Below are 24,942 nucleotides of genomic sequence, written 5' to 3'. Positions count from 1 at the left end.
GCCCCTCCGCCCGTACGCGGTGCATTCCGCGTACGGGCGGTTTTCCGTGGGCGGGTCAGCTCACGATGAAGGGCTTGTTCGGATACAGCTTCGCGACCCCTTTCGACACGCACTCGAACACGTCACGCTTCCGGTCCGGCCCCGCGGTGTGCACCAGTTCCGGCAGGCTCCCGTCGCCACCCGCGGTCGTGATGCCACGGCCGGACAGACATGCGCGGGCCTCCGTCAGGAGCGCGCCGGACATGCGCGGCGGATGCTGCTCGGCATAACGCTGCTCGACCGTGACCACATGCGCGGCGTGGCACTGGTCGCCGTAGGCGGCGACTTCGTCCTCCGGCATCGACGGGTTTTCGTACCACAGGCTCATGTTCTGGTGGTTCACCGGGTTCCAGCCGTGGCTCACCAGCCTGACATCGCCTCGCGCCAGGCACTTGCGCAGCCGCGCCACGGCGTCCTCGTAGTCGCCCCTGCTGGCGGAGCCGTCGGCCAGCAGTGCGTTCTGCGCGGCTCGGCCCTCCGCGCGTTCGTCATCGCTGACGTACTCGTGGAACTGGGCCGCTGGTGTCGCGACGACCGGTCCCTCGTGCGTATGACCGCAACCGGTCGTCCCGAGCACCAGCGCCAGTGCGGCGACAACGCCGTACCGCATTCTCATGGCGAGCGGCGCTCTAGTGCCAGATGTTCTTGTAGGAGCAGTCGGCACAGCTCTTGTGATCGCTCACCTGGATGGACATGCCCGAGGGCGCGTAGATCCACTCCCGCTCCGGGTCGTGCTGCCAACTGCCGATCACGCCGTTGATCCGCACCCTGAGCCAGGCGTGTCCCGAGCAGCCGCCTGAGGTCTTCTCGGTCTCGGCGTAACCGTGGTCGCTGTAGCCGTAGTACTTGCACGAGCCGCGACTGACGTCGACGACTCCCGCGTGCGCCTGAGCCGGTGCCGTGGCCACGGCCAGCCCTGCCACCGCCGCTGTCATCACAGCCGCCGCCTTGATCTTGGTCATGTTGCGCATGGGTCCCCCTGTTCGGCTTTCTCCACGGTCTCTGACGTCTGTGAGTGTGGGCGCTGCCGAAGACGGACTCCAGTGTTTTCGTTCTGACGCAAAGACTCACCTTCGCGGTGTTCGCGTCAGACCGCCCTCACGTCGAACTGCGCAGCGCCGCCCAGGTGTTGGGGCCCACCTGGCCGTCCACCTCAAGTCCCTTGGCGCTCTGGAACTGCTTGACCGCGGACTCGGTGTCCTTGCCGAAGTCGCCGTCCACGCCCGCGCCGCCGACGCTGTAGCCGCGCTTGGTGAGCATGCACTGCACCTGGACGACGCGTTGGCCCTTGTCGCCGTAGTCGGTGAGTTCGGTGCCGGAGTAGTAGGTGCACTGGGAGATCCAGGGCGGAGTGGCGGGTGTCGTGGCGGTCTTGGTGGGGGTGGCGGTCGGGGCGCCGCCGCTGCCGCCGGTCTCGTCGCCGTCGGACGGGTCGGAGTCGTCGGAGGGCGTGGGGCGCGTTCCGCTTGCGCCGCCCTCGGATGTGTTCGGGTTCTCCGACGTCTCGGCTGCCTCCGTCTTCGAGGCGGCCTTCTCCTTTCCCCGCTTCTCCTTCCCCTTCTCCTCCTTGTCCTTGGTGCCGGAGGGCGAGGCGGAGGTGCTGGGGAGGGGTGCGGCCTGTGCGCCGCCGGCCGTGGTGCCGCCGGCCGCCGTCGGCGCGGCCGAGGCCGATGCTTCGAGGGACGGGCGGGTGAGGAAGAAGGTGCCCGCGGCGACGGCGCACACGGCGAGACCCGCGGCCAGGGCGAGGTACGCCTTCCGCTTCCTGCGGCGGCCACCGTCCTGCGGGACCGGCGGCTGCGCGGGGGTGGGGTACTGCCCGGGCGGCATCGGCGGTGTCGGTGTCCCGAAGGCGGGGCCGGGGGCAGGGAACGCCGCGCGGTCCGGTGCGCGCAAGTGGACGGTCTCCTGGACGGCGACGCTCTCCAGCACGTCGCACGCCTGCCGCCGGGCGAGCAGCCGGGCGCCCAGCGGCTCGTGCCAGGCCGCCGTGCGGCTGTGACCGGCGGCCGTGGCGGCGTCGAGGAGTTGCCGCGGGGTGGGGCGTCCGGCGGGCTCCTTGGCGAGGCAGGAGGACATGAGGGCGGCCAACGCGGGGTCCACCGCGGTGAGTTCGGCCATGATCTCCGGCTTGGGTGCCTCGAAGGCGACCCGGTGCATCACGTCGACGCCCGTGCCGTCCCCGAAGGGGGCATGCCCGGTCGCGGCGTAGATCAGGCTTCCCGCGAGCGAGAAGACGTCGGAGGCGGTGTCGCAGCTGCCCTCGCGCAGATACTCGGGCGACATGAAGGCGGGCGTGCCGACCCGGCTGCCCGTCGTGGTGATCGCGCTGCTGTCGGCGGCCTGCGCGATGCCGAAGTCGATGACGTACGCGCCCTGCAGGGACAGGATCACGTTGGACGGCTTGAGATCCCGGTGTACGACGCCGGCGGCGGCCAGCGCCGACAGGGCCTGCCCGAGCTCCGCCACCAGCCGCCACACCCCGGCGGCGCCGAGCGTGCCGCACTCGCGGACGGCTTCGGCGAGGTCGAGGCCGGGCAGGTACTGCGTCGCCATCCACAGCAGCGAGTCGTCGAACCCGGTGCCGAGCAGGTCCGGTGTGCGCGGCGTGTGCACCTGGGCGTGCACGGCGGCCTCCCGCTCGAACCGCCGCCGGAAGCGGGCGTCCTCGGCGTACTCGGGGCGGATCACCTTGACGGCGGCGAGCCCCGGGGAGTTGTCGGCGGGGCGGGCGAGGTAGACGTGGCCCATGCCGCCGCTGCCCAGCAGGCCCAGCGGCACGTACGGGCCGATGCGTCCGGGATCGGCGGGCCGCAGCGGGCTCGCGCCCGCCTCCTTCAGCTGGTGCAGGCCGACGTCACCGGACGCCGCTCCGTGCGGCGACATGGGTTGCCGCTGGTCGCTCATGAGTCCCCCGACTGCCTTCTCTTCCCCGACTTGCCTTTGTTCCGCGGTGGTTGACGCGAGGCTATCGCGCCCGAGCTGATGCGGTTGTTGCCGGTCTTGTCGAAGGCTCGCCTCATGATGGAGCAGTACCTGCGATGTTTCAGGGTCGGGCAGGCAGCTCGCACCACACGGTCTTGCCGCCGGGAGTCCTGTCGACGCCCCAGCGCCGTGCGACCGCGTCGAGCAGCAGAAGGCCCCGGCCGGTCTCGTCGTCGGCACCGGGACGGCGCAGGACCAGCCAGGCGTGCGGGTCCGGGTCCGTGACCGCCAGGCGTACGTCACCCGTCTCCGTCCGGGACAGGCTCATGGTCACCGGCGTGCCCTCGCCGAGGTGGGTGATGACATTGGTCAGCAACTCGCTGGCACAGAGCTGGACTTCGGGGCAGGGGACGCCAAGGTGCTCGCGCACGGTGCGGCGGGCCTCGGGCACGGCCTTGGGCAGCGCGAGCAGGTCGATGAGGAGCGGTGCGGTCACCGGGCGGCCGCCTTGCGCAGGACGGCCGTCAGGGCCTGGACCGTGGCGAGGTTGCAGTTTCCGAGCGCGACGAGGGGGCGGGCGGGCAGGGCCGTGAGGGAGGGCAGGTCGACCCGCAGGGACGGGAGCGTGACGCCGTTCGCCGCCAGGGCGGCACGGAGTTGCTCGACCTGGGTGTCGGCCTCGTGGGGTGTGGTCATCGTCGTGGGCCTTGCCTTTCCGTGTGCGTTGTGTGGTGAATCAGTCACACAGTGGCGTGGGGCGGCGTACCGTCAAAGAGGTTTGGGCTTCACAGCGGGGAATGTGAAGGGGTGTGGCCAATGGCGGCCGGGAGCCAGGACATTGACGGCTCGGCGAGCGTTCCCGAGTTCTACGGCAAGGAGTTGCGGTGGAAGCGGGAGGCGGCGGGGCTCTCGCAGCAGGAGACGGTGAAGGGGTCGTTCTACTCGCCGACGTATCTGAGTGAGATCGAGCGCGGGCACCGCCGTATGCCGGAGGATCTGGCGCATCACGTGGACCGGGTGCTGGGGACCGACGGGTTCTTCGGGCGGCGGTGTGGAGATGTGCGGAAGGCGAGGAGGAACGGGCACGCCGAGTACTTCGAGCGGGTCCTGGAAGCGGAGAGGCACGCGGACGCCATTGAGGAGTGGTGCCCCACCGTTCTGCCCGGTCTGCTCCAGACGCCTGCCTACGCGCGGACGTTGGTGCGGACGGCGCACCCGGCGGCGTCCGACGAAGAGGTCGAGGAGAAGGTCAACGCCCGGATGGCGCGGGCCCGCCTCTTTGAGGACGACCACAGAAAGCCGGAGTACTGGGTCATCCTGCACGAGTCGATCCTGCGCCACCCGATCCTCCCGCCGGAGGAGATGGCCGAACAGCTGGACCGTATCGCCGCGTTGGGGAGGCGCCGTAGGATCGTTCCACAGGTCCTGCCGTGGAACACCGGGCCGTATCCGATGATGCAGGGCGGCGCAAAGATCATGACGTTCCCCGACGCTCCACCGCTCGTCTACACCGAGTCCTCGTACAGCGGCGACACCATCGACGATCCGGCCCTCGTGAAGCGTTACAGCAAGTCGTACGATCTGCTCAGGGCCGCCGCACTGCCGCCTGAGGCGTCCCTCGCCATGGTCGAGGAAGCGGCAGAGGATTACCGAGATGGCAAGCAACCGGATTGACTTGAGCACCGCTGCCTGGCGCAAGAGCAGCTACAGCAACGGCGATGGCGGTGACTGCGTCGAGGTCGCCCACAACCTCCCCGGCATCGTCCCCGTCCGGGACTCCAAGAACGCCGAGGGCCCAGCCCTGGTGTTCCCCCACCAGGCCTGGGCCCTCTTCGTCGACTCCCTGCACCCGTGTACTTCTTGCCGTTGAAGTGCACGGGCTGACGGTTGGCCTCCGGCCCTCCCCCGAGGGAGCCGGAGGCCGCGGATCACGTGGTCAGCAGGTGCGCAGGCCCGGAATCGCCCCGTAGTTCACGCCGCCGGACACCTTGTTCGCGGGGAACCAGCCCCAGCCGCCGTTGCTGACGTTCGTGTCGGCCTGGGTCCACAGCCACCAGTCGTTGCGTGCGTCGCCGACCGGCGGGTTCTCCTGGCCCGGGAACTTCTTCTGGCAGACGAACCAGTTGTCGCCCGCGTTCAGCCAGCCCGCGACGTTGCCGTTGAACATCACGTTGCCGCCCTGGTAGTTGTGGCAGTAGCGGGAGTTGTTCGGTCCGCTGCCCCAGCATCCGTTCGGTGCGGCCGACGCCCCCGTTGGCGTCAGGGCGACGGCGCCCGTGGCGAGTACGGCCGCCGCACCCAGCGAGGCGAGCATGCGCTTCATGGTCGGTGTCCCTCCGGTCGTGCCACCCCCGTTGGTGGACACGACCACCGTGCGGCCCGGCCGCCGCGAGCGGAACCTCGGAACTCTGAGGGTCACTTCTTGCCGGGCGGCGTGTACTCCTTGAGGTAGTGGGCGACGCGGGTGGCGTAGTCGCGGTACTTCGGGGGAACGCCACCCGCGTCGTTCACGACCCTGGTCGATGTCCGGTAGGCGGCGGCGAGCAGCACCCGGCGGTCGCCGGACAGGCCGCTCTGCTTGAGGCGGGGTTCCATGAAGCAGAGGTAGCGGCCGACGGCCGGGATGGACTCGGCGGGGGTCAGGGGAGGCTTGGGGGTCTCCTTCGCGGGCACGCCGTCGTCCCGGATCCACCAGCGCAGGATGCTCGGTGTCCAGCGGGCGATGCCGTACTCGCCCTCGTCGCCCGCGTCCGGGTCGGAGAGGTCCGGGTCGAAGTTGCTCTCCGCCTTCAGCAGGGCGGCGATCAGCGCCGGGGTCACCTCCGGCTGGACGCAGTCGTGGGCGGAGTCGACGATGAGGCGGCGGTAGGCCACGGGGATGCCCTTGTCCGTACGGAGCTCGGAGGCGCCGTAGCCGGCGGCCGTGACCTTGGTGGTCTCACCGCCCGGCGATCCGCCCCCCGCCTTGTCGCCACCGGCCCAGGTGCTGACTCCGTAGCCGAGGGCGGCCACCGTCACCACGGCGGTCGCGGCGGCCAGCACCGTCGTACGGCGGGCATGGCGGCGGGGCAGGAGGACCCGAGGCAGACGCGGTGAGCGGCCCGTGCCCGCCGCGGCCTCCACCCGGCGCAGCAGTGCCGGGGTGTCGATCCGGTCGGCGTGCGTACGGCTCAGGCAGTCCCGCACGATCTCCCGCCACACATCCGGGAGTTCGGGGGAGAGTCGCAGCTCGTCGGTGCCGCGGGCGTAGGCGGCGGCCGCGTCGCGGCGGGCCGTCGGGGTGGCGCCGGGCAGCGGGAAGGAGTCGGTGAGGACAAGATGGGCCAGGACGCCGAACGCCCAGACGTCGGCCGACGGGCGGATACGGCGGCCGCGTTCGCCGATCTCCGACCACAGCAGCTCCGGCGGCGTGTAGTCGGGGGTCGAGAAGGCGGGGGTGTACGCGTGCGTGCCCTCCAGCTCGGCCGCCATGTTGAAGTCGGCGAGCCGGGCCGAACCGTCCCGCATCAGCAGCACGTTGGCGGGTTTGAGGTCCCCGTGCACCCAGCCGGCGTGGTGCAGTTGCGCCAGCCCCTCGCAGATCTGCGCGAGCAGGGCGGGACCGGCGGCGGGGCGGGGTTCCCTCGCGAGCAGGGCGGACAGGGAGCCCTCCGCCTTCTCCAGGACGAGGACGGTGGCGCCGTCGAGGGCGGGGACGGCCGGGTCGTCGACGGTGAGGGTGCCGTACATCCGGATCAGCCGCGGCTGCTTCAGCCGGCGGTGCAAGGCGACCTCGCGCTCGATGAGTTCGCGCAGGTGGGTGAGTTGGCGGGGGGTGCCGGTGCCGGTCGGCAGGAACTTCAGGGCCACTGTCTTCGGGAGGTCCTCGTCGGCTGCGACGCGCCTTCCCTCGTACACGCTTCCGAACGCCCCCGTGGCGATCGGCTCCCGCACCTCCCACCCGCCCACCCGGTACCCCTTCGGCACCGGCACGGCGTACGGCTCGGTCACCGCGTCACCCGGCCGGACACCGGAGCCGACGAAGGCGTAGACGACGGCGAAGGTGAAGGCGACGGCGAAGGTGAAGGCGACGGCGAAGGTGAAGACTTTCTCAGCACGACCAGATCGTCCTCGCGGACCAGGTCGAAGCGCAGGGCCAGCGAGACCAGCGACTCCTTCTTGCCGTTGAGCCGCGGCCCCGTGTCCGCCGTCTCCGGGCCGGGCTTGAGACGCAGCTTCACGGCGAGGTAGTCGATGTTCCACTGGACGGACGTGCGGGACGCGGCCGGCCAGGTGGGGCGCAGCCGCTCCACGACCTGGTCGACCGTGGGCAGCGGGGCGTGCGGTTCGCCGCGTAGCCGGGGTTCGCACAGGGCGGCCAGGACCGCGAAGTACCGCTTCGTGCGGTCGACGGAGAAGGCGGGGGCGGTGGTGGCGCCGTCCAGGCCGCCGTCGGAGATGAGGTAGTCGTGGCGCGGCGCCCACACCTCGATCGGCAGCAGATCGCCGGCCGCCGGCAGCACGATCCGCGAGAACTCGAAGGGGACCGGCGCGTCCAGCCGCCCCGGCCCGACCTTGATGTGCTCGCCCGCGCCCTCCGGGTTCTCCACGACGTACGTCTGTTCCCGGCTGAGGTTGCTCAGTATCCAGAAGGCGCCCTGCGCGGTGATCTCACCCGCTCTGCGGGACACCCCGTCGTGCGCGATCGTGAGGTCGTTGTCGGCGGCCGCACGCCCGAAGCTGAGCCGTTCGCCGGGCGCGAGCCGGATCTGGGTGCGGTGGGTCTCGTCCTCCGTGGTCGGCGGAGGTACCACGATGATGCTGTACAAGGTGCGTCTCCCCGTGCCTGACGGCTACCCACGTCAGAGTAGGGCGACGCAGCGGGGCCGTGTCCCCCTCATACGGTGAGACACGGCCCTCGACTGTTATTGGCGTGAACTGATCCCCGTTCCCGGGCTTTCAGTGAGCGTCCTGTGGTGCCTGTGATGGCTTCGGCGACCTCAGGTGCCGGTCCGTACTAGTGATCATCCCCGAAGGAGGTCACCGCTTGGTGGTAATTGACAGCCGTATTGGTGCATGAATACCGCAGCGGGTTCAACGATCCATAAGCGTACTTACAGTTCTGGATGAGCTGCGTCATCAGCGTGGCATCGCATGCCTTCTTATGGTTACCCGGCTTGGCGTAGCACAGGTCATGCCGGGCGCAGGGGCCTCGGAAATCCGCACTCAAATAGCTGTCGGGCGAGCTCGTGCAGTAATCGTGCAGGCTGCCCTTCCGCGGGTTGTAGACGTAATTGGACGGTACCGTCACCTTGCTGAGCCTGCTTGCTGAGGCTGCGACGGCCTGTATCCCGGCGGTGTCGTTGTCGGCTGCCTGCGCTGGAACAGCAGTGAACAGGCCGATGGTCGCGGCAGCGAGAAGTCCAGTCATGAAGGACCGTTGCGGGCGAAGGTTTTTCATCGATTTTCCCCTGTGATTCGACATGGATGCGCGCGGCAGCATCAAGGCAGGATGCATTGATGTTTGTACGGCTACGAAATGCGCAGTGTTGGGGTGCGGGCCCGCGGGAAAACGCCTGAGCGGCTGCGGCGCCAGGGCATCCCGGCAGGCGGTGCCATCGCATGGCTTGGCCTGCAACGGTGTGGATCCGCACTGGAAGCGCTCGGCCCGTGGGTCACGCCCTCGAAATAGCCGACATTCGACACACCGTCCGCCGGGTGTCGGGATAAAGCTCGACCGTCATCCGACGCCGAGCGTCAGATGGTGTCGACGAATGATGATGGCGGCCGGAAGGAAGCGGCTGCGAAGGCCGCTGCATATGCGTGACGCGCCCGTTGACCTTGACTGGTCATCTTCATGCGATTTCCCCCGTGAGGCAGCTGGCAGGTCCTGGTCAGGGAGCTGCATTCAGCTTCATTTGGTTCATACGGGCGGCCAGAAGGCGCGGCCCTCGATTCATTGTTATATGCATGTGGTCTCGTTGTGCAAGTAAGCAAGCGTCCGGCGAGGAGCAGATCTCACGCACATGGAACAGGGAAACCCGCTAGGGGGTATGATCAAATCGGGCAAAGGGTGGCAATTTTGCCAATTGAGTGTGTGTGGAACCTCAGGAGAGCCTCAGATTTCCGACTGATCAAAGAGGAAGTAAATTCTCGCCGGACTCGGACTTCTTCACCTCCGGTGCCGTCCGTGGGGAGAGGAATGACGTTGGCGACACAACAGGGCCGCGCCCCCTCGTATGGGTGGGGGCACGGCCCTGGCCTCTGACGAGTCAGTGGTGAGGGATGTCTGGTGGCGACCTCAGTAGCGCGGGCGGTTGAACCACGCCGTGCCGCTGGGCACCACCGGTGCGGCCGTGATGATGCCGCCGAAGACGACCCACAGCAGTGGGAAGATGATCGCTGTGGCCAGGCCCGAGTCGAGGCCGACGAACAGGCCGATGAGCCCGACGATTGTGCCAAGCGCGCCGTACACCACCGTGGTGATCCGGATGCCTTGGCCGCCCTTGCCGAACTTGACACCGAGTGTGATGGACAGCGCCGCAAGGCCGAGCGCGACAAGCGCGAGGACTACGAGAACCCCCGCCGCGATGTCACCACCCTCGCCGATCGAGCTGAACGGGTCGTCGGAGGAGGAAGTCAGGGAATCCGCGGAGTTGGATACGTCGTTGGCGATGGCCGCGACGTACAGCCAGGCAACGCCCGCCAGGATCTGCACCGCCGAGATGATGAACAGAAAGACGCGGGCAGTGACGAGCAGGCCCGGCATCGACTGCGGTGCCATCTGGTTGGCGCCCGCGTAGCCGGGATACGCCGGCTGTTGCGGGTAGCCGTAGCCCTGCTGGGGCGGGGCGCCGGGTGGGGCCTGCTGTGGGTAGCCGTACCCGGGAGCGGCCGGTGGTTGCTGCTGGGGCGGTCCGTAGGGGTTGTTGGGGTCGCCGAAACTCATGGCGGTCTTTCCTCCGTTTTGTTCCTGTGCGGGGACGACGCGCGGCACGAATCGGAGGAGAGGTCTACGTTTGCGGTTCGTCCCCCCGGTACTGCCCCGCGGTGCTGCCGTCACATCGTTCTTTAGCCGCCTCTTACTTGTCCAGCCGCATTCCCTATGTGTTGTGCAAGTGCAACATCACTGATCATGGGCGGATACGGGCGGAGATACGGTGGTCGATGCCAGGGGAGACCCGGATTGGAACCGGGAGGGCGTCATCCGCGAGGATGGGTGCCATGACCGCCCAGATTCTCGATGGCAAGGCCACCGCAGCCGCGATCAAGTCCGATCTGACCGCCCGCGTGGCGGCGCTGAAGGAGAAGGGCGTCATGCCCGGCCTCGGCACGATCCTCGTCGGGGAAGACCCCGGCAGTCAGAAGTACGTCGCCGGCAAGCACCGCGACTGCGCCCAGGTCGGCATCGCCTCCATCCAGCGCGAACTGCCCGCCACGGCGACCCAGGAGGAGATCGAGGCGGTCGTCCGCGAGCTGAACGAGGACCCGGCCTGCACCGGCTACATCGTCCAGCTGCCGCTGCCCAAGGGCATCGACGAGAACCGCATCCTGGAGCTGATGGACCCGGCCAAGGACGCCGACGGTCTGCACCCGATGAACCTCGGCCGCCTGGTCCTGAACGAGCCGGCCCCGCTGCCCTGCACCCCGAACGGAGTCCTGACCCTGCTCCGCCGCTACGGCGTCGAGATCAAGGGCGCCGAGGTCGTGGTCGTCGGCCGCGGGGTGACCATCGGCCGCCCGATGCCGCTGCTGCTGACCCGGCGCAGCGAGAACGCGACGGTGACCCAGTGCCACACCGGCACGCGGGACCTGTCGGCCCACCTCAAGCGCGCGGACATCATCATCGCCGCGGCCGGTTCCGCGCACCTGATCCGCCCCGAGGACGTGAAGCCGGGCGCGGCCGTCCTCGACGTCGGTGTCTCGCGCAGCGCCGAGGGCAAGATCGTGGGCGACGTCCACCCCGGCGTCGCCGAGGTGGCCGGCTGGATCTCCCCGAACCCGGGTGGTGTGGGTCCGATGACCCGGGCGCAGCTGCTGGTCAACGTGGTCGAGGCGGCGGAGCGCAGTGTCGGCTGAGGACGCCGCCGGCAGGGCGGAGAAGACTGCCGGGGCGGAGGAGACTGCCGGGGCGGAGGAGATCGAGGTCCGGGACCCGGTGAGCGCGCCGGACGCCGACGGGGTGCCCCGGCGCACCACCCGCCGCTTCCCGCTGTTCACCCGGGACACGGCCCGCCCCGAGGGCGGCGGCCGCGCGGCCTCCGGTGACGCGCCGGCCCCGGCCCGGCAGTGGCCCGTCCTCGTCGTCCTCGGCCTGGTCGGCATCGGCCTGCTGATCACCGCGCTCGACGTGTTCCGGGTCGGCACGCTGGTGATCGGCAGCGCCCTGCTGGCCGGCGCGGTGCTGCGGTGGCTCCTGCCGAGCGTCGGCATGCTCGCCGTGCGCTCCCGCTTCACCGACATCGTGACGTACGGCGTGCTGGGGCTCGTCATCGTGCTGCTGGCGCTGATGGCGCAGCCGAATCCGCTGCTGAAGGTCCCGTTCCTGAAGGACGCGCTGCACTTCACGGTGGAGAACTGAAGCCCAGCGCGTGACGGCGGCCCGTCCTCTCCCCCGAGGAAGGACGGGCCGCCGTCTGTGTCTCCACCCTCGGGCACGGTGAAGGGGCCGTTCAACGCCTGTCAGTGCGCTGTGGCACGGAGGTGACCGTTCCGCTACCTCGGGTGAGCCGGGAACCAATGCGCCGTCCCCTGTCGTCACCCGATCGGATCTGGTTCGGAGGTGAGCGATGGGTGCCTGGCAGCCGCTGCCCGACGATCTGCCGCCGGAGGTGCGGCACTTCGTGGAGCAGTTGCGGCAGCTCAAGGACCGTACGGGCCTGAGCCTGGTCGCGCTGGGCGCGCGCACCGCGTACAGCAAGTCCTCCTGGCAGCGCTACCTCAACGCCACCCAGCCACCGCCCCGGCAGGCGGTCGTCGCGCTGTGCCGGGTGGCGGAGACCGGGAAGGACGAGGCGGAACGCTTCGGGGTGCGGTGGGAACTGGCGGTGCAGGCGTGGCCGAAGCCCGCACCGGGGTCGGCGCGGCCGGAGGGTGAGGCGCGGGAGGGCGGCGAGGCGTACGAGCCTCGGGAGTCTCGGGAGTCTCGGGAGCCGTACAAGGATTACGAGGAGTACGAGGACGATCCCACCCTGCCGTGGTGGGACGCCCCGCCGGAGGAGCCGGGGCCGCCGTCGCGCCGGTTGTTGGTGGTCGCCGTCGCGCTCGTCGCCGCTCTGGTGCTGACGGCCCTGTTCGGGGCGCTTGCACTCGGCTGAGCCCGGCGAGTGTGTCGCGTCGGGATTGCCCGAATGAGGGGCATGTGACGCGGGTGATCGTTTATGTGCTTTCTGTGTGTCGATGTGTTGACAAGTTCGGGGATTTGCAAGGAAGTCGCTCAACTGTCGGGCTAGCGTGGTCGATCGGGACGGCCCGGAGCGTCCCGAGTCTGTGTGCAAGGGCTTACTGCCAGGGTTGTGTCGGCTGGAGAGGGGAGCCGGTGGAACACTGGAGGCGGTCCGACGGGCGTGCAACGGTGCATGCCCCCGGTCCCGACGCTCCCGTGCGCCCCCACCCCGGGAACTGAGATCCTTACTGGGCGCATCCCTGTGGGTAGCCAGAACGGGGACTCGGCAGAGGGCACCACGCGCGGGGGAACGCGAGAAACACCAGCACGAACCGGGGGGAAGAGGGGGGAAGCAATGCCTCGTTGGAGGGCCTTGCCGGATGAACTGGATCCGCAGGTCAGGGAGTTCGCCAGCCAGCTGCGGCGGCTCGTGGACCGCAGCGGTCTGAGCATCGCGGCGGTGGCCGACCGCACGGGATACAGCAAGACGTCCTGGGAGCGGTATCTGAACGGGCGGCTGCTCGCGCCCAAGGGCGCGATCGTGGCGCTCGCCGAGGTCACCGGCACGAATCCGATCCATCTGACGACGATGTGGGAGCTCGCCGAACGGGCCTGGAGCCGTTCGGAGATGCGCCACGACATGACCATGGAGGCGATCCGGATCTCCCAGGCGCGCGCCGCGCTGAGCGAGTTCGGGGCGCCGCCGGCGAACGCCAAGGGGGGCGGGAAGGCGGGCAAGGCCGTCCGCAAGAGCGGCAGCGCCACGGCGACGCCCGGAGTGGCGGGGCCGGCGGGGGTGGCACCGACGGTGCCGCCCGCGGTGCCGGTGCAGCCGACGGCGCCGGAGGTACGGGACTCTGCGGTACGGGACTCTGCGGTACGGGACTCTGCGGTACGGGACTCGACCGGCGGCGACGTCCGCGAGGGCAACTCGTGGGGGGTGGCGGGATACCGAGGACCTACGCCTACGGGTGGCCGTACGGCCGGGGCGTCCGGAGCTTCTGGGGCTTCCGGAGCGGCCGGAGTGTCCGGGGGCCCGGGTGCGTCCGGAGCGGTGCCGGGATCGCCGGGGGCGCAGAGTCCGTACGGCGAGCCTCCGCGGGGGGCTCGGCCGGGACGCGGCTCCTCTGCCGGGGGCGGTGGCAAGCGGCGGCTGACGATGTTCCTCGCGGGGGTCGTCGGTGTGCTGGTCGTGATCGCCGCGGTGTTCTACCTGACCGACATCGGCGGCAAGGACAAGAACGGGGACGCGGCCAAGTCGCCCTCCCCGTCCGCGACGACCGACCCCGACCTGCCGGCCGGGGTGAAGTGCAGCGGGGACTCCTGCACCGGCAAGGACGCGGAGAGCATGGGGTGCAGCGGTGACCTCGTGACGACCGCCAAGACCGCGACCGTCGGCGCGGCCGTGGTCGAGGTGCGCTACAGCGAGACGTGCGGCGCGGCGTGGGGGCGTATCACGCAGGCCGCGCAGGGGGACGAGGTGGTGGTGACGGTCGGCAAGACGAAGCAGACCGGTTCGATCACCGTCGCCGGTGACACGATCGCGTACACGCCGATGGTGGCCGTGAAGGACGCGGGCGACGCGACGGCTTGCGTGACGCTGGCTGCGGGGCAGGAGGGCTGCACGCAGTGACGGGACACCGGCGCACATGCGCCGGCCGTTCCTGAACCGGCGCTGCCGGACCCGCATCTTTCAGCACCGGCCGACAACAACCAGCCCATCCGGCCCGGGAGGCGGAGGACCGCGCCGTCCCCAACCCCCGCGCACCCGCATGGTGCGCACGCCCCGGTGGCGGTCACTCCCGGCGCCGGCCGGGGTATTCCGGCCCGCCGGGCTCTGGAGGGGGGCCGCGCCGTCCCCGGCCCCGCCCACCCGGAGCCCCCACCTACCTGCTTGGGGGCGCGCGCCGGTGGTGGTCACTTCCGGGCGTCGGCCGGTGTATTTCAGCCTGTCCGGCGCTGGAGGGGGAGGCCGCGCCGTCCTCAGCCCCGCCCACCCGAGCCCCCGCCCGCCCGCTTGGGGTGCGTGCTCCGGTGGTGGTCACTTCCGGGCGTCGGCCGGTGTATTTCAGCCCGTCCGGCGCTGGAGGGGGAGGCCGCGCCGTCCTCAGCCCCGCCCACCCGAGCCCCCGCCCGCCCGCTTGGGGTGCGCGCCCCGGTGGTGGTCACTTCCGGGCGCCGGGCGGCGTATTTCGGCCCGTCCGGTCCTGGAGGGGAAGGCCGCGCCGCCCCCGCAGCCTCGCCCACCCGAGCCCCGCCCACCCGAGCCTCCGCCCGCCCGCTTGGGGCGCACGCCCCGATTGGTGTCGCTTCCCAGCGCCGGGCGCGTATTTCAGCCCGTCCGGCGTTTGAGGACGAGGCCCGTTCGGGGCCGAAGCGGGGGTCTGGGGGCCGCAGGCCCCCAGGGGGTCCGGGGTTGAAGGGGCGGAGCCCTTGGGGGATGGGACGGGTAGGGGCGGCGGGGGCGAGAAAAGAATTTCGGTGGGGCAGGAATGGCCGTCGGCAAAGTGGGCACGCGCAACGTACCCCCACGGGAGTCCGGCAATCGGTACCCCCACCGGCGGCCGCCCAAGGTCCCCCCTCTCCCGGACCGGGCGGCCGCCCCCTTTTGCCGTAGTGGTGACCATTCTGTGGGGTGGGCCACACGGACCCGGCCGTCCGGGATCCCGGATGCGCGATAGCCTGACCGCTGATCTATCTTGACGCCAAGAGATCGATCATTTGTACGTCCCACCCCCGGGGCAGGGACGCCCCACCGCCAGCTGTCATACGGAGAACGCCATGACCCGCACTCCCGTGAACGTCACCGTCACCGGCGCGGCCGGCCAGATCGGCTACGCCCTGCTGTTCCGCATCGCCTCCGGCCAGCTGCTCGGCGCGGACGTGCCGGTCAAGCTGCGGCTTCTCGAGATCACCCCGGCGCTCAAGGCCGCCGAGGGCACCGCCATGGAGCTCGACGACTGCGCGTTCCCGCTCCTGCAGGGCATCGACATCACCGATGACCCGAACGTCGCCTTCGACGGGGCGAACGTCGCGCTGCTCGTAGGCGCCCGGCCCCGCACCAAGGGCATGGAGCGCGGTGACCTCCTGGAGGCCAACGGCGGCATCTTCAAGCCGCAGGGCCAGGCCATCAACGCGCACGCCGCGGACGACATCAGGGTCCTGGTCGTCGGCAACCCGGCCAACACCAACGCGCTCATCGCGCAGGCCGCCGCGCCCGACGTCCCGGCCGAGCGCTTCACCGCGATGACCCGCCTCGACCACAACCGCGCCCTGACCCAGCTCGCGAAGAAGACCGGCTCCACGGTCTCCGACATCAAGCGGCTCACCATCTGGGGCAACCACTCCGCCACCCAGTACCCGGACATCTTCCACGCCACCGTCGCCGGCAAGAACGCCGCCGAGGTCGTGAACGACGAGAAGTGGCTCGCCGAGGACTTCATCCCGACCGTCGCCAAGCGCGGCGCGGCGATCATCGAGGCCCGCGGCGCGTCCTCCGCGGCCTCCGCCGCCAACGCCGCCATCGACCACGTCCACACCTGGGTCAACGGCACCGCCGACGGCGACTGGGTGTCGATGGGCATCCCGTCCGACGGTTCCTACGGCGTTCCGGAGGGGCTCATCTCCTCCTTCCCCGTCACCTGCAAGGACGGCAAGTACGAGATCGTCCAGGGCCTGGAGATCAACGAGTTCTCCCGCACCCGTATCGACGCCTCCGTCAAGGAGCTGGAGGCGGAGCGCGAGGCGGTCCGCTCCCTCGGCCTCATCTGAGCCCCGCCCGACAGGTTCGGGCGACGCTTTCGCCACCGGTCCCCGGTCGCTGCTACAGCGGCCGGGGACCGGTGCGTTCAGGCCTAGTTGAGCTGTCCGACGGGCCGCATCTGGAGGTGGTTGATGTCCACGCCCGCGGGCTGGTTGAGGGCGAAGAGGACGCAGTCGGCGACCTGGGCGGCGGTCATGGTCGGGGCGTCGGGCCGTCCGCCGCGGATCTCCCAGAACGGGGTGTCGACCATGCCCGGCGCGATCAGGGTGACGCCCACGCCGTCGGCCGTGGCCATGAGGCGGGTGTTCTCGGCGAGGGCGTGCACGGCCCACTTGGTGACCGAGTACAGGTTGCCCGGGGTGTTCTTCACGCCGGCGACGGAGCCGACCAGGACGAGTCGTCCCTTGGTCTCCTTCAGGTGCGGCAGCACGGCCTGCACGACGAGTGCGGGGCCGAGCACGTTGGTGAGGATCATCGAGCGCATGGCCTCGGGAAGGTGGTCGGCGAGTGTGCCCGGCAGGGAGAAGCCGGCGTTGACGATGACGTTGTCCAGCCGCCCCCAGGACTGTGCGGTCATCCGGACGGCCTGCCGCACGTGTTCGGCGTCGCCGGTGTCGCCCGGCAGCGTCATGAGCCGGTCGCTGTCCACGTCCGTGCTGCGCGCGAACTCGGTGAGCCGGTCGGCGCGACGGGCCGTGACGGCGACCCGGTGGCCCTGCTCGAGCAGGCGGCGGGCTGTTTCGGCGCCGATGCCGGTCGAGCCGCCGGTGATCAGTGTGACGGGTTCCACGGGTGGGCCTCCTCGTTGATGGCGGGCATCCGGTCACCGCCGGGGTTCCAGGCGTCGATGAAGCTGGGCTGGCGGCCGTGTCCGACCAGTTCGACGTGTCCGCCGATGCTGTCGATGTGGTGGTAGGCGAACGGGCGGCCGTAGGGGCATCCGCTGAACGCCTGGGGGAAACCGGCCTTGGCGAGCCGGTCCGTACCGGCGTCGATGTCGGAGGTCCACCAGCCGAGATGGTGGAAGCGGGGCTCATCGGTGTCGCCCCACGGGCCGCCGGGCGGGGCTTCGATGAGTTCGATGAACGGCTCGCCTCCGGCGGTGAACACGATCCGGTAGTCCCACTCACCGATCGACGCCGCCATGGGCTCGCGCCACTCGACGGCCGCGGCGGTGGACAGGTCCCGCATCGCGGCCTCCAGGTCGGGGACGACGAAACAGACGTGATAGAAGCGGCTCATGCCACCCCCTCCCGCTCGGTCGCCGGCTGCGCGACGGGCGCGGCGCCGGGTGCGGGGAAGGCGTTGCGGCGGGCGCCGAGGGCGATGGCCAGGGCAACGGCGAAGACCGCGCAGGAGATCCACGGAAGGGTGTCGACGCCACCGACGTCGAGGGCGATGCCCCCGGTGACGGAGCCGATGGACATGCCCGCGTTCAGCACCGTGACGATCATGGCCTGGGCGATGTCGGCCGCGGATCCGGCGGCGCGGGCGGAGGAGGCCTGGAACATGGTCGGCGCGAGCCCGAGGGCGAAGCCCCAGCCGAACATGACGACGACGACCGGCCATGCCTCGGTACCGAGCAGGCCGAACAGGGCCATGCAGGCGGTGAACAGGCCGAGGGTTCCCACGACGACGGCGCGCAGGTTCCGGTCGATGAACGCTCCGGCGGCGAACAGGCCGGCCATGGCGGCGACACCGAAGGCGAGCAGGACGGGACCGACCGCGTCCCCGAGCCCGGCGCGCCGGAGGTAGGGGTCGATGTAGGTGTAGAGGTTCATGTGGCCGATCTCGAACAGCAGGGCCGAGACCAGGATGGCGGCCAGGCCCGGCAGGAGGAAGACGCGGCGCAACGGGATGCGCGTGGCGGCTTCCTCGCCGGGGAACGGGCGGACGGTGGCGGAGATCCACAGGGCGACGACGAGGGCGAGCCCGCCCATGACGGCGAAGGTGTAGCGCCAGCCGAGGAGACTTCCGGCGTACGTTCCCAGGGGCACGCCGAGGGCCAGGGCGGTGGGCACGCCCGCCATGGAGATGGCCAGCGCCCGGCCCTTGACGGGCTCGTCGACCAGGCGCATGGCGTATCCGGCGATCATGGCCCACTGCACGCCCGCGCCCATACCGGCGATCAAGCGGGCCGCCATGGTCAGCGCGTACGAGTCGGAGACGGCGGTGAGGAGGTTGACCAGGGCGACGAGCGCGACGGTGGTCACCAGGACGGGCCGCCGCGGGAGGCCGCGGGTGAGGCTCGTCAGGGGTATCGCAGCCAGCACGGAGCCCGCGGCGTAGATCGTCAGGAGCTGTCCGGCCTGGGATTCGGACACGGCGAGTCCGCCGCCGATGTCGCCGAGGAGACCGGCGGGGACGGTTTCGGTGAGCATGGTCAGGAACCCGGCCGTGGCCAGGGCCAGCAGACCGCCCAGCGGGAGGTGATGGGACTTGCGTGGCACAGCGGTGACGTTCCCCTTAGGTAGCAGTGGCTGTGTCGGTGGACGCCCTTGGTGTGCGGGGGCGCGGCGGATGCCGTCCGGTGGCTTGCGGGCGCAGGCCACCGGACGGCATCGGGTGCTCAGCGGCCGCCGTTGTTGTTGATGAAACGGGGGCCGTAGAAGACGGGCCGGGTCAGATCGGTGTACCGCTCAAGTGCCTTGAACTGGGTGGGGTACAGGGCTTCGAGCCGGCTGATGGCCCGCTCCGGGACCGGGTGGCGCATGATGTTGAAGCAGGACCGGACGCGCATCTGGTCCATCTGCGTCACCGCCGCCCCGAGCGACGGCCACCAGGTCTCCACCGGCCCGTTCCACGCCCGGTCGAGGGCGGCCATCATCTGGGTGTAGGCGTCGTCGAACCCTTCGAGCTCCTTGCGGACCTCCGGGGCGCTCGGATCGTTGTCGAGGACGGCCCGGTAGCCGTCGGAGGGCACGGCGAGGGTGTTGATGACCACCGGCCACACGATCTCCTCGCCCTGGAAGAACTGCGCCTCGTTCTCCCGTGAGATCTCGGTCTCCCCGTCGGGGGCGAGGTAGCGGCGGCCGTAGCGCAGTTCGGCGAAGCGGGCGTAGTGAGAGCCTTCCTTCTGGAAGTCCTCGCCCGCTTCCACGGTCCCCTGGCCCTGGCCCTCGCCCTGCTCGGTGATGATGTCGAGCCCGGCGTGGAACTTCTCCACCGGGTCGACGCCCTCGGCCGGCTCGAAGGTGAGGTAACCCAGGTTGCCGCCGACCTGGTTGGCCGGCCCGCCCTGCTCGACGGCGCGCCGCAGGGCGTCCTTGTGGCTGTCGATCGCCTCACGGATCGCGTCGTAGAAGGCGCCGATCGTCGGGTAGACGGCGGCGCGCTGACGGGCGTTGAGCATGAACTCCGGCGCTTCCAGGCGCATGAAGTTCTCCAGCGAGCGTGGTGAGAGCTGCGCCAGGATGACCGGCAGATCAGGCGCGACGCCGCCGGGCAGGCCTCGGGAGGCGTAGGTGGGGTTGAGGGTGGCGATCTGCGGTGTGCCGCCGAGGGCGGCGACCATGTTGGCGGCGATGGCCATGTGGACCATCTCCTCCATCAGCACGGAGCGGATGGTGTTGTAGGAGGGGTAGTTCTGGACCTCCAGGGAGTACATGGCCGCGCAGTACAGCGGCATGGTGGAGTGTTCGAGCGCCACCGCGGTCTGCAGGGCTCCGCGTATCCAGTTGAGGTCACGGAGGAAGACGGGTGTGACCTGGGTAGCCACCGGTGTTGTGCCCCCTCTGGTCAGAGCGCGTCGTCGGTCTTGGCCGGGTAGAGCATCGGCTCGAAGAGGTTCTGGAAGGCCTCCTCCAGCTCGGGGTGGTGGTAGAACTCGGGCCCGACCTCTTCGAAGATGGCGTCGCCGATACCGCCGTAGGTGTCGAACATCATCGACACGATGGTGCCGACCTCGCGGCCGAAGTAGTGGGCAACCAGGGCGACGGCACCGCCGTTGATGCCGTAGGAGCCGGTGAAGGTCCAGATGCGCGAGGCGGGATGGGCGACCCACATGCGGCGGTTCTCCGGCACGTCGAAGCCCTCGCCGCGCATGCCGCGGGCGATGGCGGCCACGGAGGTGAGGGTTTCGTCGTTGACGATGCCGGAGCGGGCCAGCGCGCCGACGCCGGAGCAGTTGGCGGCGATGACCTTGCCGGCTTCGTGGTGCCGGCGGATGGCCTTCAGCACGCGCTCGTCGGACAGCAGCGCGGCCGAGCCGACACCGCCGGGGATGTAGAAGATGTCGAACAGGTCGTCCTCCGACAGGACGCCGTCGGGGACGACATTGGTGCCCATCTGCATCTTCACGACGCCGGGTTCGAGGGCGACCAGACGCACGTCGAGGTCCCGGGGGGCGGCTTCCCGCTGCCAGGGGGCGATGGATCCGTTGAGCACCATCGCGGTGCCCTTGAAGATCTCGGTGGGCGTGAGGCAGTCCTGTTCGGAGACCGACTCATAGCCCAGGATGCCGATGGAGTCGATCTGGGTGGTGATGGTTCCCGGCGTCCGGGGCTCGGGAGTGATCTGGCGTCCGCGGGCGGGAGTAGGTGTGCTCACAGCGTGCTTCCCTTCCTCGAAGGAGACGACCGTGCCCCTGCCGTGGCGGGGGCCTGCTCCGTGACCCTCACATCCCTCCGGACCGGCTTTCAAATAACTGTTCGAGCAGGGGGGCATTGGCAGGACTTCAGGGCCAATGCTCGTTATGGGGGCCTGGCGCGTCGGCTATTTGGATCTCCTCCCTCCGGTCCCTAGGTTCGTTGTCGGCCGGGGGGACGCAGCCGACACCGAAGGGGGAGCATCCTCATGTCCGAGCTGACGCAAGGCCTGACAGCAACCCAGACCCGCGAGCGGGTGACCCGGATCGACCCGGGCCCGCGTGACTTCTCCGCCCTCAACGAGGTCGTCCGCAAGGGAAGCCGGATCGGCAACGAGACCCTGGACGGAGACGACCACCTCAACGAGGTCATCCCCAAGCCGTGGGGCATGGAGTACCGCATCTACGTGGACGACTTCATCGACGTCTGGAACCTGAAGATCAACGAGGGACAGTCCACCTCGATGCATGTCCATCCCCGCAAGCTCACCTATCTGCTGTGCCTGGCCGGCCAGGGAGTCACCGACACCCTCACCGACCAGCACCCCGTAGGTGCGGGAACGATCCTGCGCATCGGCGGCGGGGCCTTCCACTCCACTCGGAGCCTGGGCCCGGGCCCGCTCTGGCTGGTCGAGATCGAGGCGCCGCGCAACAAGTTCGACCTGATCCGGCTGCGGGACAACTACAGCCGGGAGCACACCGCGTACGAGACCGAGCACACCGAGGCTCCCGAGCTGCCGGCCAAGCCGGTCTCCTATCTGCCGCAGGCCCGGCTGCGTGAGCGGTCGCCCGACGGCGAGTTCACCTTCTCCATCCGCGCGGGCGCCGACATCTTCTACCGGCGCCAGCAGAGCGATCTGTTCCACGTCCCGCTCGGCCTGACCGGTGTGGTCACCGGCGAGATCGACATCCTCGCCCCCGCCCAGGCGGACGACCGGCGCCCGGCGCTGGACCAGTACTACCTCTCCCTCGCCCTGGCCTGACCGCGCACATCCCTTCAGCTTCGACGTACAGGAGGACACTCATGCCCAGTGCCGTGATCATCACCGGCCCCGGATTCCAGGACCACGACGTCGTCTACACCTACTACCGGCTCATCGAAGAGGGCTGGAACGTGGACGTCGCCACCAAGAACGGCGCCGATGTCGTCGGCAAGTACGGTGTGCCGCTTCCGATGGACAAGACCGCCAAGCCGCTGGTCGCCTTCGACCAGCTCGACGCTCGCAACTACGACGCGGTCATCCTCACCGGCGGCCACGAGGCTCCCGACCGCGTGCGCCAGGACGCCCATGTCCTCGACTTCGTCCGTGCCATGGACACCGCCGAGAAGGTCGTCGCCGGCCTGTGCCACGGGCCGTGGATCATGGTCTCCGCCGGAGTCCTCAAGGGCCGCACCGCGTGCGCCTACATCGGTCTGCGCGACGACGTCATCAACGCCGGCGCGAACGTGGTGGACTCCGATGTGATCGTGGACGGCCACATCATCACCTGCTCGTACTACGCCTACGTCGGCCGCTTCATGCAGCAGGTCTTCGCCACCGTCGCCGCGAAGACCGAGGCCACGGCCCAGGCAGCGGCCTGACCCCCGGCCCGCCCGCCGCCCGGCGGGCCGGGAGGACTGCCGCCTGAATCGTGCGGGGCGCCGGAGACGGCTGCCCCCGGCCAACAGAGCCGGCGCCCCGCACCCCCGGACCGACCTTTGGGGGATCACCTTTGCTGGTACTCGACTTCGACGGCGTCATCGCCGACGCCTTCACCGAATGCGCACTGGTCACCTATTACGCCGACCACGACCCCGGGCAGATCGCCGCGAAACCGATCCGTGAACTGGCCGACGCGATGCCCAGGAGCTTCCTGGACAGGTTCCGCACCGTGCGCAGATACGCGCGGCTGCTGGAGGACTTCATGGTCGCCCGCAGTCCCGCCGCCGAGGCCATCCGGACGAACGACGACTACGAAGCGCTGCTGTCCCGCATCCCGCCCAAGAAGCTCAGCGCCCTCACCGCGGGCGCGACCGCCGTGCGGGCCGCGCTGCGCCAGGAACAGCCGGACACCTGGCTGGACATGCACACCCTCTACCCCGGCATCCATGAGCTGCTGCACCGGCACCGCGGGCGCGGCACGTCGATCGTCACCGCCAAGGACGCCGCTTCGGTCTGGGAGATCCTGGCCCACTACCGGCTGGAGAACACCGTGGTCGAAGTGATCGGCGACTGCTCCGACAAGCGCACGGCCGTCCTGCGCCTCGCGGACAACGACGGTCTGCCCGCCGAGGCGGTGACCTTCATCGACGACCACATCACCAACGCGCTCGCCGTCCGCGACACCGGGGCCCGATCCCTGTGGGCCTGGTGGGGCTACCACACCGAGGACCACATCGAACGCGCCATCGCCCGCCGGCAGCGGCGCGTGTACCTGCCCGAACTGGCCACTCTCACGGCCTGAACCCAACCCCGCAGAGAAAGGAAGCCTTCATGCCGAAGGTTCTCTTCGCCCTGACCTCCCACCACCAGCTCGGTGACACCGGCCGTGCCACCGGCTTCTACGTGCCCGAAGTCGCCCACCCCACCGAGGTGTTCACCAAGGCCGGATGGGACATCGCCTTCGTCTCCGTCAAGGGCGGCGAAGCACCTCGGGACGGCGTCAAGGACGGTGACACCGTCTCCGCCGCGTTCCTCGACACCTATGCCGAGGAGCTGAAGAACACCCCGACCGCCGACCAGCTCGACGCCGCCGACTACGACGCGATCTACTTCGCCGGTGGCCACGGCACGATGTGGGACTTCCCGGCCGCCACCGAGCTGGCCGAACTGGCGTCGGCGATCTACCGGCGCGGCGGCGTGGTCGCGGCCGTCTGCCACGGCCCGGCCGGTCTGCTGCCGGTCACGCTGGCCGACGGCACACCGATCGTGCAGGGCAAGCAGGTCTCGGCGTTCACCAACGAGGAGGAGGACGCCGTCGGGCTGAGCGACGTGGTTCCGTTCGCGCTTGAGACCGCGCTGATCGAGAAGGGCGCCAAGATCACCAAGACGGGGAACTTCGCCGAACACGCGGTGGCCGACGGCCGCTTGGTGACGGGTCAGAACCCGGCCTCGGCGGCCAAGGTGGCCGAGCTGGCCATCCGCCAGTCCTCCGCCGCCTAGCCTCTTCGCTGCTATCCCAGACTGTCGGCGGGCGGGCCGGATCGGTTTGCACATGCTTTACGCGACTGCTCCAGCGAACCGCCCGTCGGCACGTTCTGGGTCATGTACGTTACAAGAAAGGCCATGTACGTACCAGATCAACAACGGGGGATGGCGTGCACCGCACCGACTTGGGCACGGCCTCCCTGTGCCGGCAACGGGGGGCCGGATGACATGCAACTGGGATGGCTGCAAACATTCATAGCCGTCTATCACACAGGATCGTTCACCAAAGCCGCGCGGCAGCTCGGTATCACTCAGCCCTCGGTCACGCAGCACATCCGCGGGTTGGAGGGCGAACTCGGGAAGCCGCTGTTCGACCGTACACCACAAGGGGCGGTACCGACAGTCGAAGGGAAAGCCCTTGCTCATGACATCGAGAGCTCCATCACCCAGATCAACGCGGCGATCAGACGCCACTTCGAGCAGACGCCGAGCAACCGGCCCCTGCGCATCGGAGGGCCCGCGGAACTGGTCACCGCCCGCCTCCTGCCTTCCATCAGCTCACTGATCGCCTCCGGGCTGGACGTACGCGTCAGTCTCGGCGAGTCGTCGGAGCTGCTGGCCGACCTCAAGAGCGGCCACCTGGACATAGTGATCTCCACCATCCAGCCCCGATGTCGTGGCGTGGACGGAATCCCGCTGACCGACGAGGAGTTCGCCCTCGTCGCCGCGCCCCAGGTCGCCGACGGTCTCCCCGCCGGAGCACTCGCGGTCGACGGACCGCGGGCGCTGGAGAAGGTTCCGCTGATCGCGTATGCGGAGACCGTGCCCCTCATCCGCCGGTACTGGCGGACCGTGTTCGAAACTCCTCCGCCCGAGCATCCGGCCGTGGTCGTACCGGATCTGCGGGCAGTCATCGCCGCCGTCGTCGCCGGCGCCGGTATCTCGGTGGTCCCGACCTATCTGTGCACCCGTGAACTCGCCTGCGGAGAACTGGTCACGCTGATCGAGCCCGAGCTGCCACCCATCAACACCTTCTATCTCGCGACCCGTTGCGGGTCGCTGTCCGACCCGCGCCTTGCCGGCCTGCACGATCTGCTGGTGGAGAAGGCGCGGGACTGGATGCCGTCGCAGGTGTAGA

The 24,942-nt window shown here is 69.7% G+C and carries 27 protein-coding genes; 12 read left to right on the top strand and 15 right to left on the bottom strand.

Translation table 11 applies throughout. The features are described from left to right. Window positions 1–55: 55 nt before the first annotated feature. The 5 genes from AQI70_RS18475 to AQI70_RS18455 form a co-directional block, all read right to left on the bottom strand. Window positions 56–655, bottom strand: a complete 600-nt coding sequence (locus AQI70_RS18475) for a hypothetical protein (RefSeq protein ID WP_159042682.1) — start codon at window positions 653–655, stop codon at window positions 56–58. 13 nt (window positions 656–668) lie between these two features. Then, the gene (locus tag AQI70_RS18470; protein WP_062151050.1) at window positions 669–1,010 is read right to left on the bottom strand and encodes a hypothetical protein; all 342 of its coding nucleotides are present in this window, start codon (window positions 1,008–1,010) and stop codon (window positions 669–671) included. A 127-nt stretch (window positions 1,011–1,137) separates the two neighbouring features. Next, window positions 1,138–2,946 carry a serine/threonine-protein kinase gene (locus tag AQI70_RS18465; RefSeq protein ID WP_244181712.1) on the bottom strand — a complete coding sequence of 603 codons (1,809 nt, stop codon included), beginning with the start codon at window positions 2,944–2,946 and terminating at the stop codon, window positions 1,138–1,140. A 139-nt stretch (window positions 2,947–3,085) separates the two neighbouring features. Beyond that, entirely contained in the window at window positions 3,086–3,460 is a 375-nt protein-coding gene (locus tag AQI70_RS18460) for an ATP-binding protein (protein WP_062151044.1), read from the bottom strand. Then, on the bottom strand, window positions 3,457–3,660 hold the full coding sequence (locus AQI70_RS18455; RefSeq protein ID WP_062151041.1) for a hypothetical protein: 204 nt from the start codon (window positions 3,658–3,660) through the stop codon (window positions 3,457–3,459). Before AQI70_RS18455 ends, AQI70_RS18460 begins: the two co-directional genes overlap by 4 nt. 120 nt (window positions 3,661–3,780) lie before the next feature. On the opposite strand from AQI70_RS18455, the gene AQI70_RS18450 reads away from it, so the two are divergent. Both AQI70_RS18450 and AQI70_RS18445 read left to right on the top strand, forming a co-directional pair. Then, on the top strand, window positions 3,781–4,638 hold the full coding sequence (locus AQI70_RS18450) for a helix-turn-helix domain-containing protein (RefSeq protein ID WP_062151037.1): 858 nt from the start codon (window positions 3,781–3,783) through the stop codon (window positions 4,636–4,638). Next, window positions 4,619–4,834 (top strand): DUF397 domain-containing protein, encoded by a 216-nt coding sequence (locus AQI70_RS18445; protein WP_062151034.1) that lies wholly within the window; start codon window positions 4,619–4,621, stop codon window positions 4,832–4,834. Before AQI70_RS18450 ends, AQI70_RS18445 begins: the two co-directional genes overlap by 20 nt. 66 nt (window positions 4,835–4,900) lie before the next feature. On the opposite strand, the gene AQI70_RS18440 is transcribed toward AQI70_RS18445, so the two are convergent. The 5 genes from AQI70_RS18440 to AQI70_RS18425 form a co-directional block, all read right to left on the bottom strand. Further along, the gene (locus AQI70_RS18440; protein ID WP_244181711.1) at window positions 4,901–5,287 is read right to left on the bottom strand and encodes a hypothetical protein; all 387 of its coding nucleotides are present in this window, start codon (window positions 5,285–5,287) and stop codon (window positions 4,901–4,903) included. Window positions 5,288–5,379: 92 nt separating this feature from the next. After that, window positions 5,380–6,954: a serine/threonine protein kinase gene (locus AQI70_RS18435; RefSeq protein ID WP_062151031.1), complete on the bottom strand. Its 1,575-nt coding sequence runs from the start codon at window positions 6,952–6,954 to the stop codon at window positions 5,380–5,382. Then, on the bottom strand, window positions 6,951–7,772 hold the full coding sequence (locus tag AQI70_RS18430; protein WP_062151028.1) for an FHA domain-containing protein: 822 nt from the start codon (window positions 7,770–7,772) through the stop codon (window positions 6,951–6,953). Before AQI70_RS18430 ends, AQI70_RS18435 begins: the two co-directional genes overlap by 4 nt. 188 nt (window positions 7,773–7,960) lie before the next feature. Further along, complete coding sequence (locus AQI70_RS38595; protein WP_159042681.1) at window positions 7,961–8,446, bottom strand: phospholipase A2 family protein; 486 nt, start codon at window positions 8,444–8,446, stop codon at window positions 7,961–7,963. A 798-nt stretch (window positions 8,447–9,244) separates the two neighbouring features. Beyond that, on the bottom strand, window positions 9,245–9,892 hold the full coding sequence (locus AQI70_RS18425) for a hypothetical protein (RefSeq protein ID WP_062151025.1): 648 nt from the start codon (window positions 9,890–9,892) through the stop codon (window positions 9,245–9,247). Between the two features lie 275 nt (window positions 9,893–10,167). Here AQI70_RS18425 and AQI70_RS18420 point away from each other — a divergent pair, with 275 nt between their 5' ends. From AQI70_RS18420 to AQI70_RS18400, 5 genes are all read left to right on the top strand, one after another. Further along, the gene (locus tag AQI70_RS18420) at window positions 10,168–11,022 is read left to right on the top strand and encodes a bifunctional methylenetetrahydrofolate dehydrogenase/methenyltetrahydrofolate cyclohydrolase (RefSeq protein WP_062151022.1); all 855 of its coding nucleotides are present in this window, start codon (window positions 10,168–10,170) and stop codon (window positions 11,020–11,022) included. After that, window positions 11,012–11,524, top strand: a complete 513-nt coding sequence (locus AQI70_RS18415; protein ID WP_062151019.1) for a DUF3017 domain-containing protein — start codon at window positions 11,012–11,014, stop codon at window positions 11,522–11,524. The genes AQI70_RS18420 and AQI70_RS18415 overlap by 11 nt, the downstream gene beginning before the upstream one ends. 208 nt (window positions 11,525–11,732) lie before the next feature. Further along, window positions 11,733–12,260, top strand: a complete 528-nt coding sequence (locus AQI70_RS18410; protein WP_062151016.1) for a helix-turn-helix domain-containing protein — start codon at window positions 11,733–11,735, stop codon at window positions 12,258–12,260. Window positions 12,261–12,683: 423 nt separating this feature from the next. Continuing rightward, window positions 12,684–13,961, top strand: coding sequence for a helix-turn-helix domain-containing protein (locus tag AQI70_RS18405; protein WP_063801602.1), 1,278 nt, complete (start codon window positions 12,684–12,686; stop codon window positions 13,959–13,961). 1,148 nt (window positions 13,962–15,109) lie between these two features. Next, the gene (locus tag AQI70_RS18400; RefSeq protein ID WP_062151011.1) at window positions 15,110–16,099 is read left to right on the top strand and encodes a malate dehydrogenase; all 990 of its coding nucleotides are present in this window, start codon (window positions 15,110–15,112) and stop codon (window positions 16,097–16,099) included. A gap of 83 nt (window positions 16,100–16,182) precedes the next feature. Here AQI70_RS18400 and AQI70_RS18395 read toward each other — a convergent pair whose 3' ends face one another. From AQI70_RS18395 to AQI70_RS18375, 5 genes are all read right to left on the bottom strand, one after another. Then, window positions 16,183–16,881 carry an SDR family oxidoreductase gene (locus AQI70_RS18395; RefSeq protein ID WP_062151008.1) on the bottom strand — a complete coding sequence of 233 codons (699 nt, stop codon included), beginning with the start codon at window positions 16,879–16,881 and terminating at the stop codon, window positions 16,183–16,185. After that, complete coding sequence (locus tag AQI70_RS18390) at window positions 16,863–17,333, bottom strand: VOC family protein (protein ID WP_062151005.1); 471 nt, start codon at window positions 17,331–17,333, stop codon at window positions 16,863–16,865. Before AQI70_RS18390 ends, AQI70_RS18395 begins: the two co-directional genes overlap by 19 nt. After that, the gene (locus tag AQI70_RS18385) at window positions 17,330–18,541 is read right to left on the bottom strand and encodes an MFS transporter (protein WP_062151002.1); all 1,212 of its coding nucleotides are present in this window, start codon (window positions 18,539–18,541) and stop codon (window positions 17,330–17,332) included. The genes AQI70_RS18390 and AQI70_RS18385 overlap by 4 nt, the downstream gene beginning before the upstream one ends. 119 nt (window positions 18,542–18,660) lie before the next feature. Then, the gene (locus AQI70_RS18380) at window positions 18,661–19,809 is read right to left on the bottom strand and encodes a ferritin-like domain-containing protein (RefSeq protein WP_062150998.1); all 1,149 of its coding nucleotides are present in this window, start codon (window positions 19,807–19,809) and stop codon (window positions 18,661–18,663) included. 20 nt (window positions 19,810–19,829) lie between these two features. Next, on the bottom strand, window positions 19,830–20,639 hold the full coding sequence (locus AQI70_RS18375) for a DJ-1/PfpI family protein (protein WP_062150995.1): 810 nt from the start codon (window positions 20,637–20,639) through the stop codon (window positions 19,830–19,832). Between the two features lie 246 nt (window positions 20,640–20,885). On the opposite strand from AQI70_RS18375, the gene AQI70_RS18370 reads away from it, so the two are divergent. From AQI70_RS18370 to AQI70_RS18350, 5 genes are all read left to right on the top strand, one after another. After that, entirely contained in the window at window positions 20,886–21,659 is a 774-nt protein-coding gene (locus tag AQI70_RS18370; protein ID WP_062150992.1) for a cupin domain-containing protein, read from the top strand. A gap of 41 nt (window positions 21,660–21,700) precedes the next feature. Then, the gene (locus AQI70_RS18365; protein WP_062150989.1) at window positions 21,701–22,258 is read left to right on the top strand and encodes a type 1 glutamine amidotransferase domain-containing protein; all 558 of its coding nucleotides are present in this window, start codon (window positions 21,701–21,703) and stop codon (window positions 22,256–22,258) included. 131 nt (window positions 22,259–22,389) lie between these two features. After that, on the top strand, window positions 22,390–23,121 hold the full coding sequence (locus AQI70_RS18360; RefSeq protein ID WP_062150986.1) for an HAD family hydrolase: 732 nt from the start codon (window positions 22,390–22,392) through the stop codon (window positions 23,119–23,121). 29 nt (window positions 23,122–23,150) lie between these two features. Continuing rightward, window positions 23,151–23,819 (top strand): type 1 glutamine amidotransferase domain-containing protein, encoded by a 669-nt coding sequence (locus AQI70_RS18355; protein WP_062150983.1) that lies wholly within the window; start codon window positions 23,151–23,153, stop codon window positions 23,817–23,819. Between the two features lie 213 nt (window positions 23,820–24,032). Further along, window positions 24,033–24,941 (top strand): LysR family transcriptional regulator, encoded by a 909-nt coding sequence (locus tag AQI70_RS18350; RefSeq protein ID WP_062150980.1) that lies wholly within the window; start codon window positions 24,033–24,035, stop codon window positions 24,939–24,941. The last annotated feature ends 1 nt before the right edge of the window (window position 24,942 follow it).

Origin of the sequence: Streptomyces curacoi, from assembly GCF_001513975.1 — a bacterium.
GTDB classification, from domain to species: domain Bacteria; phylum Actinomycetota; class Actinomycetes; order Streptomycetales; family Streptomycetaceae; genus Streptomyces; species Streptomyces curacoi.
The sequence above is the reverse complement of the archived record's forward strand: the minus strand, read 5'-3'. Positions and strand labels throughout refer to the sequence as shown.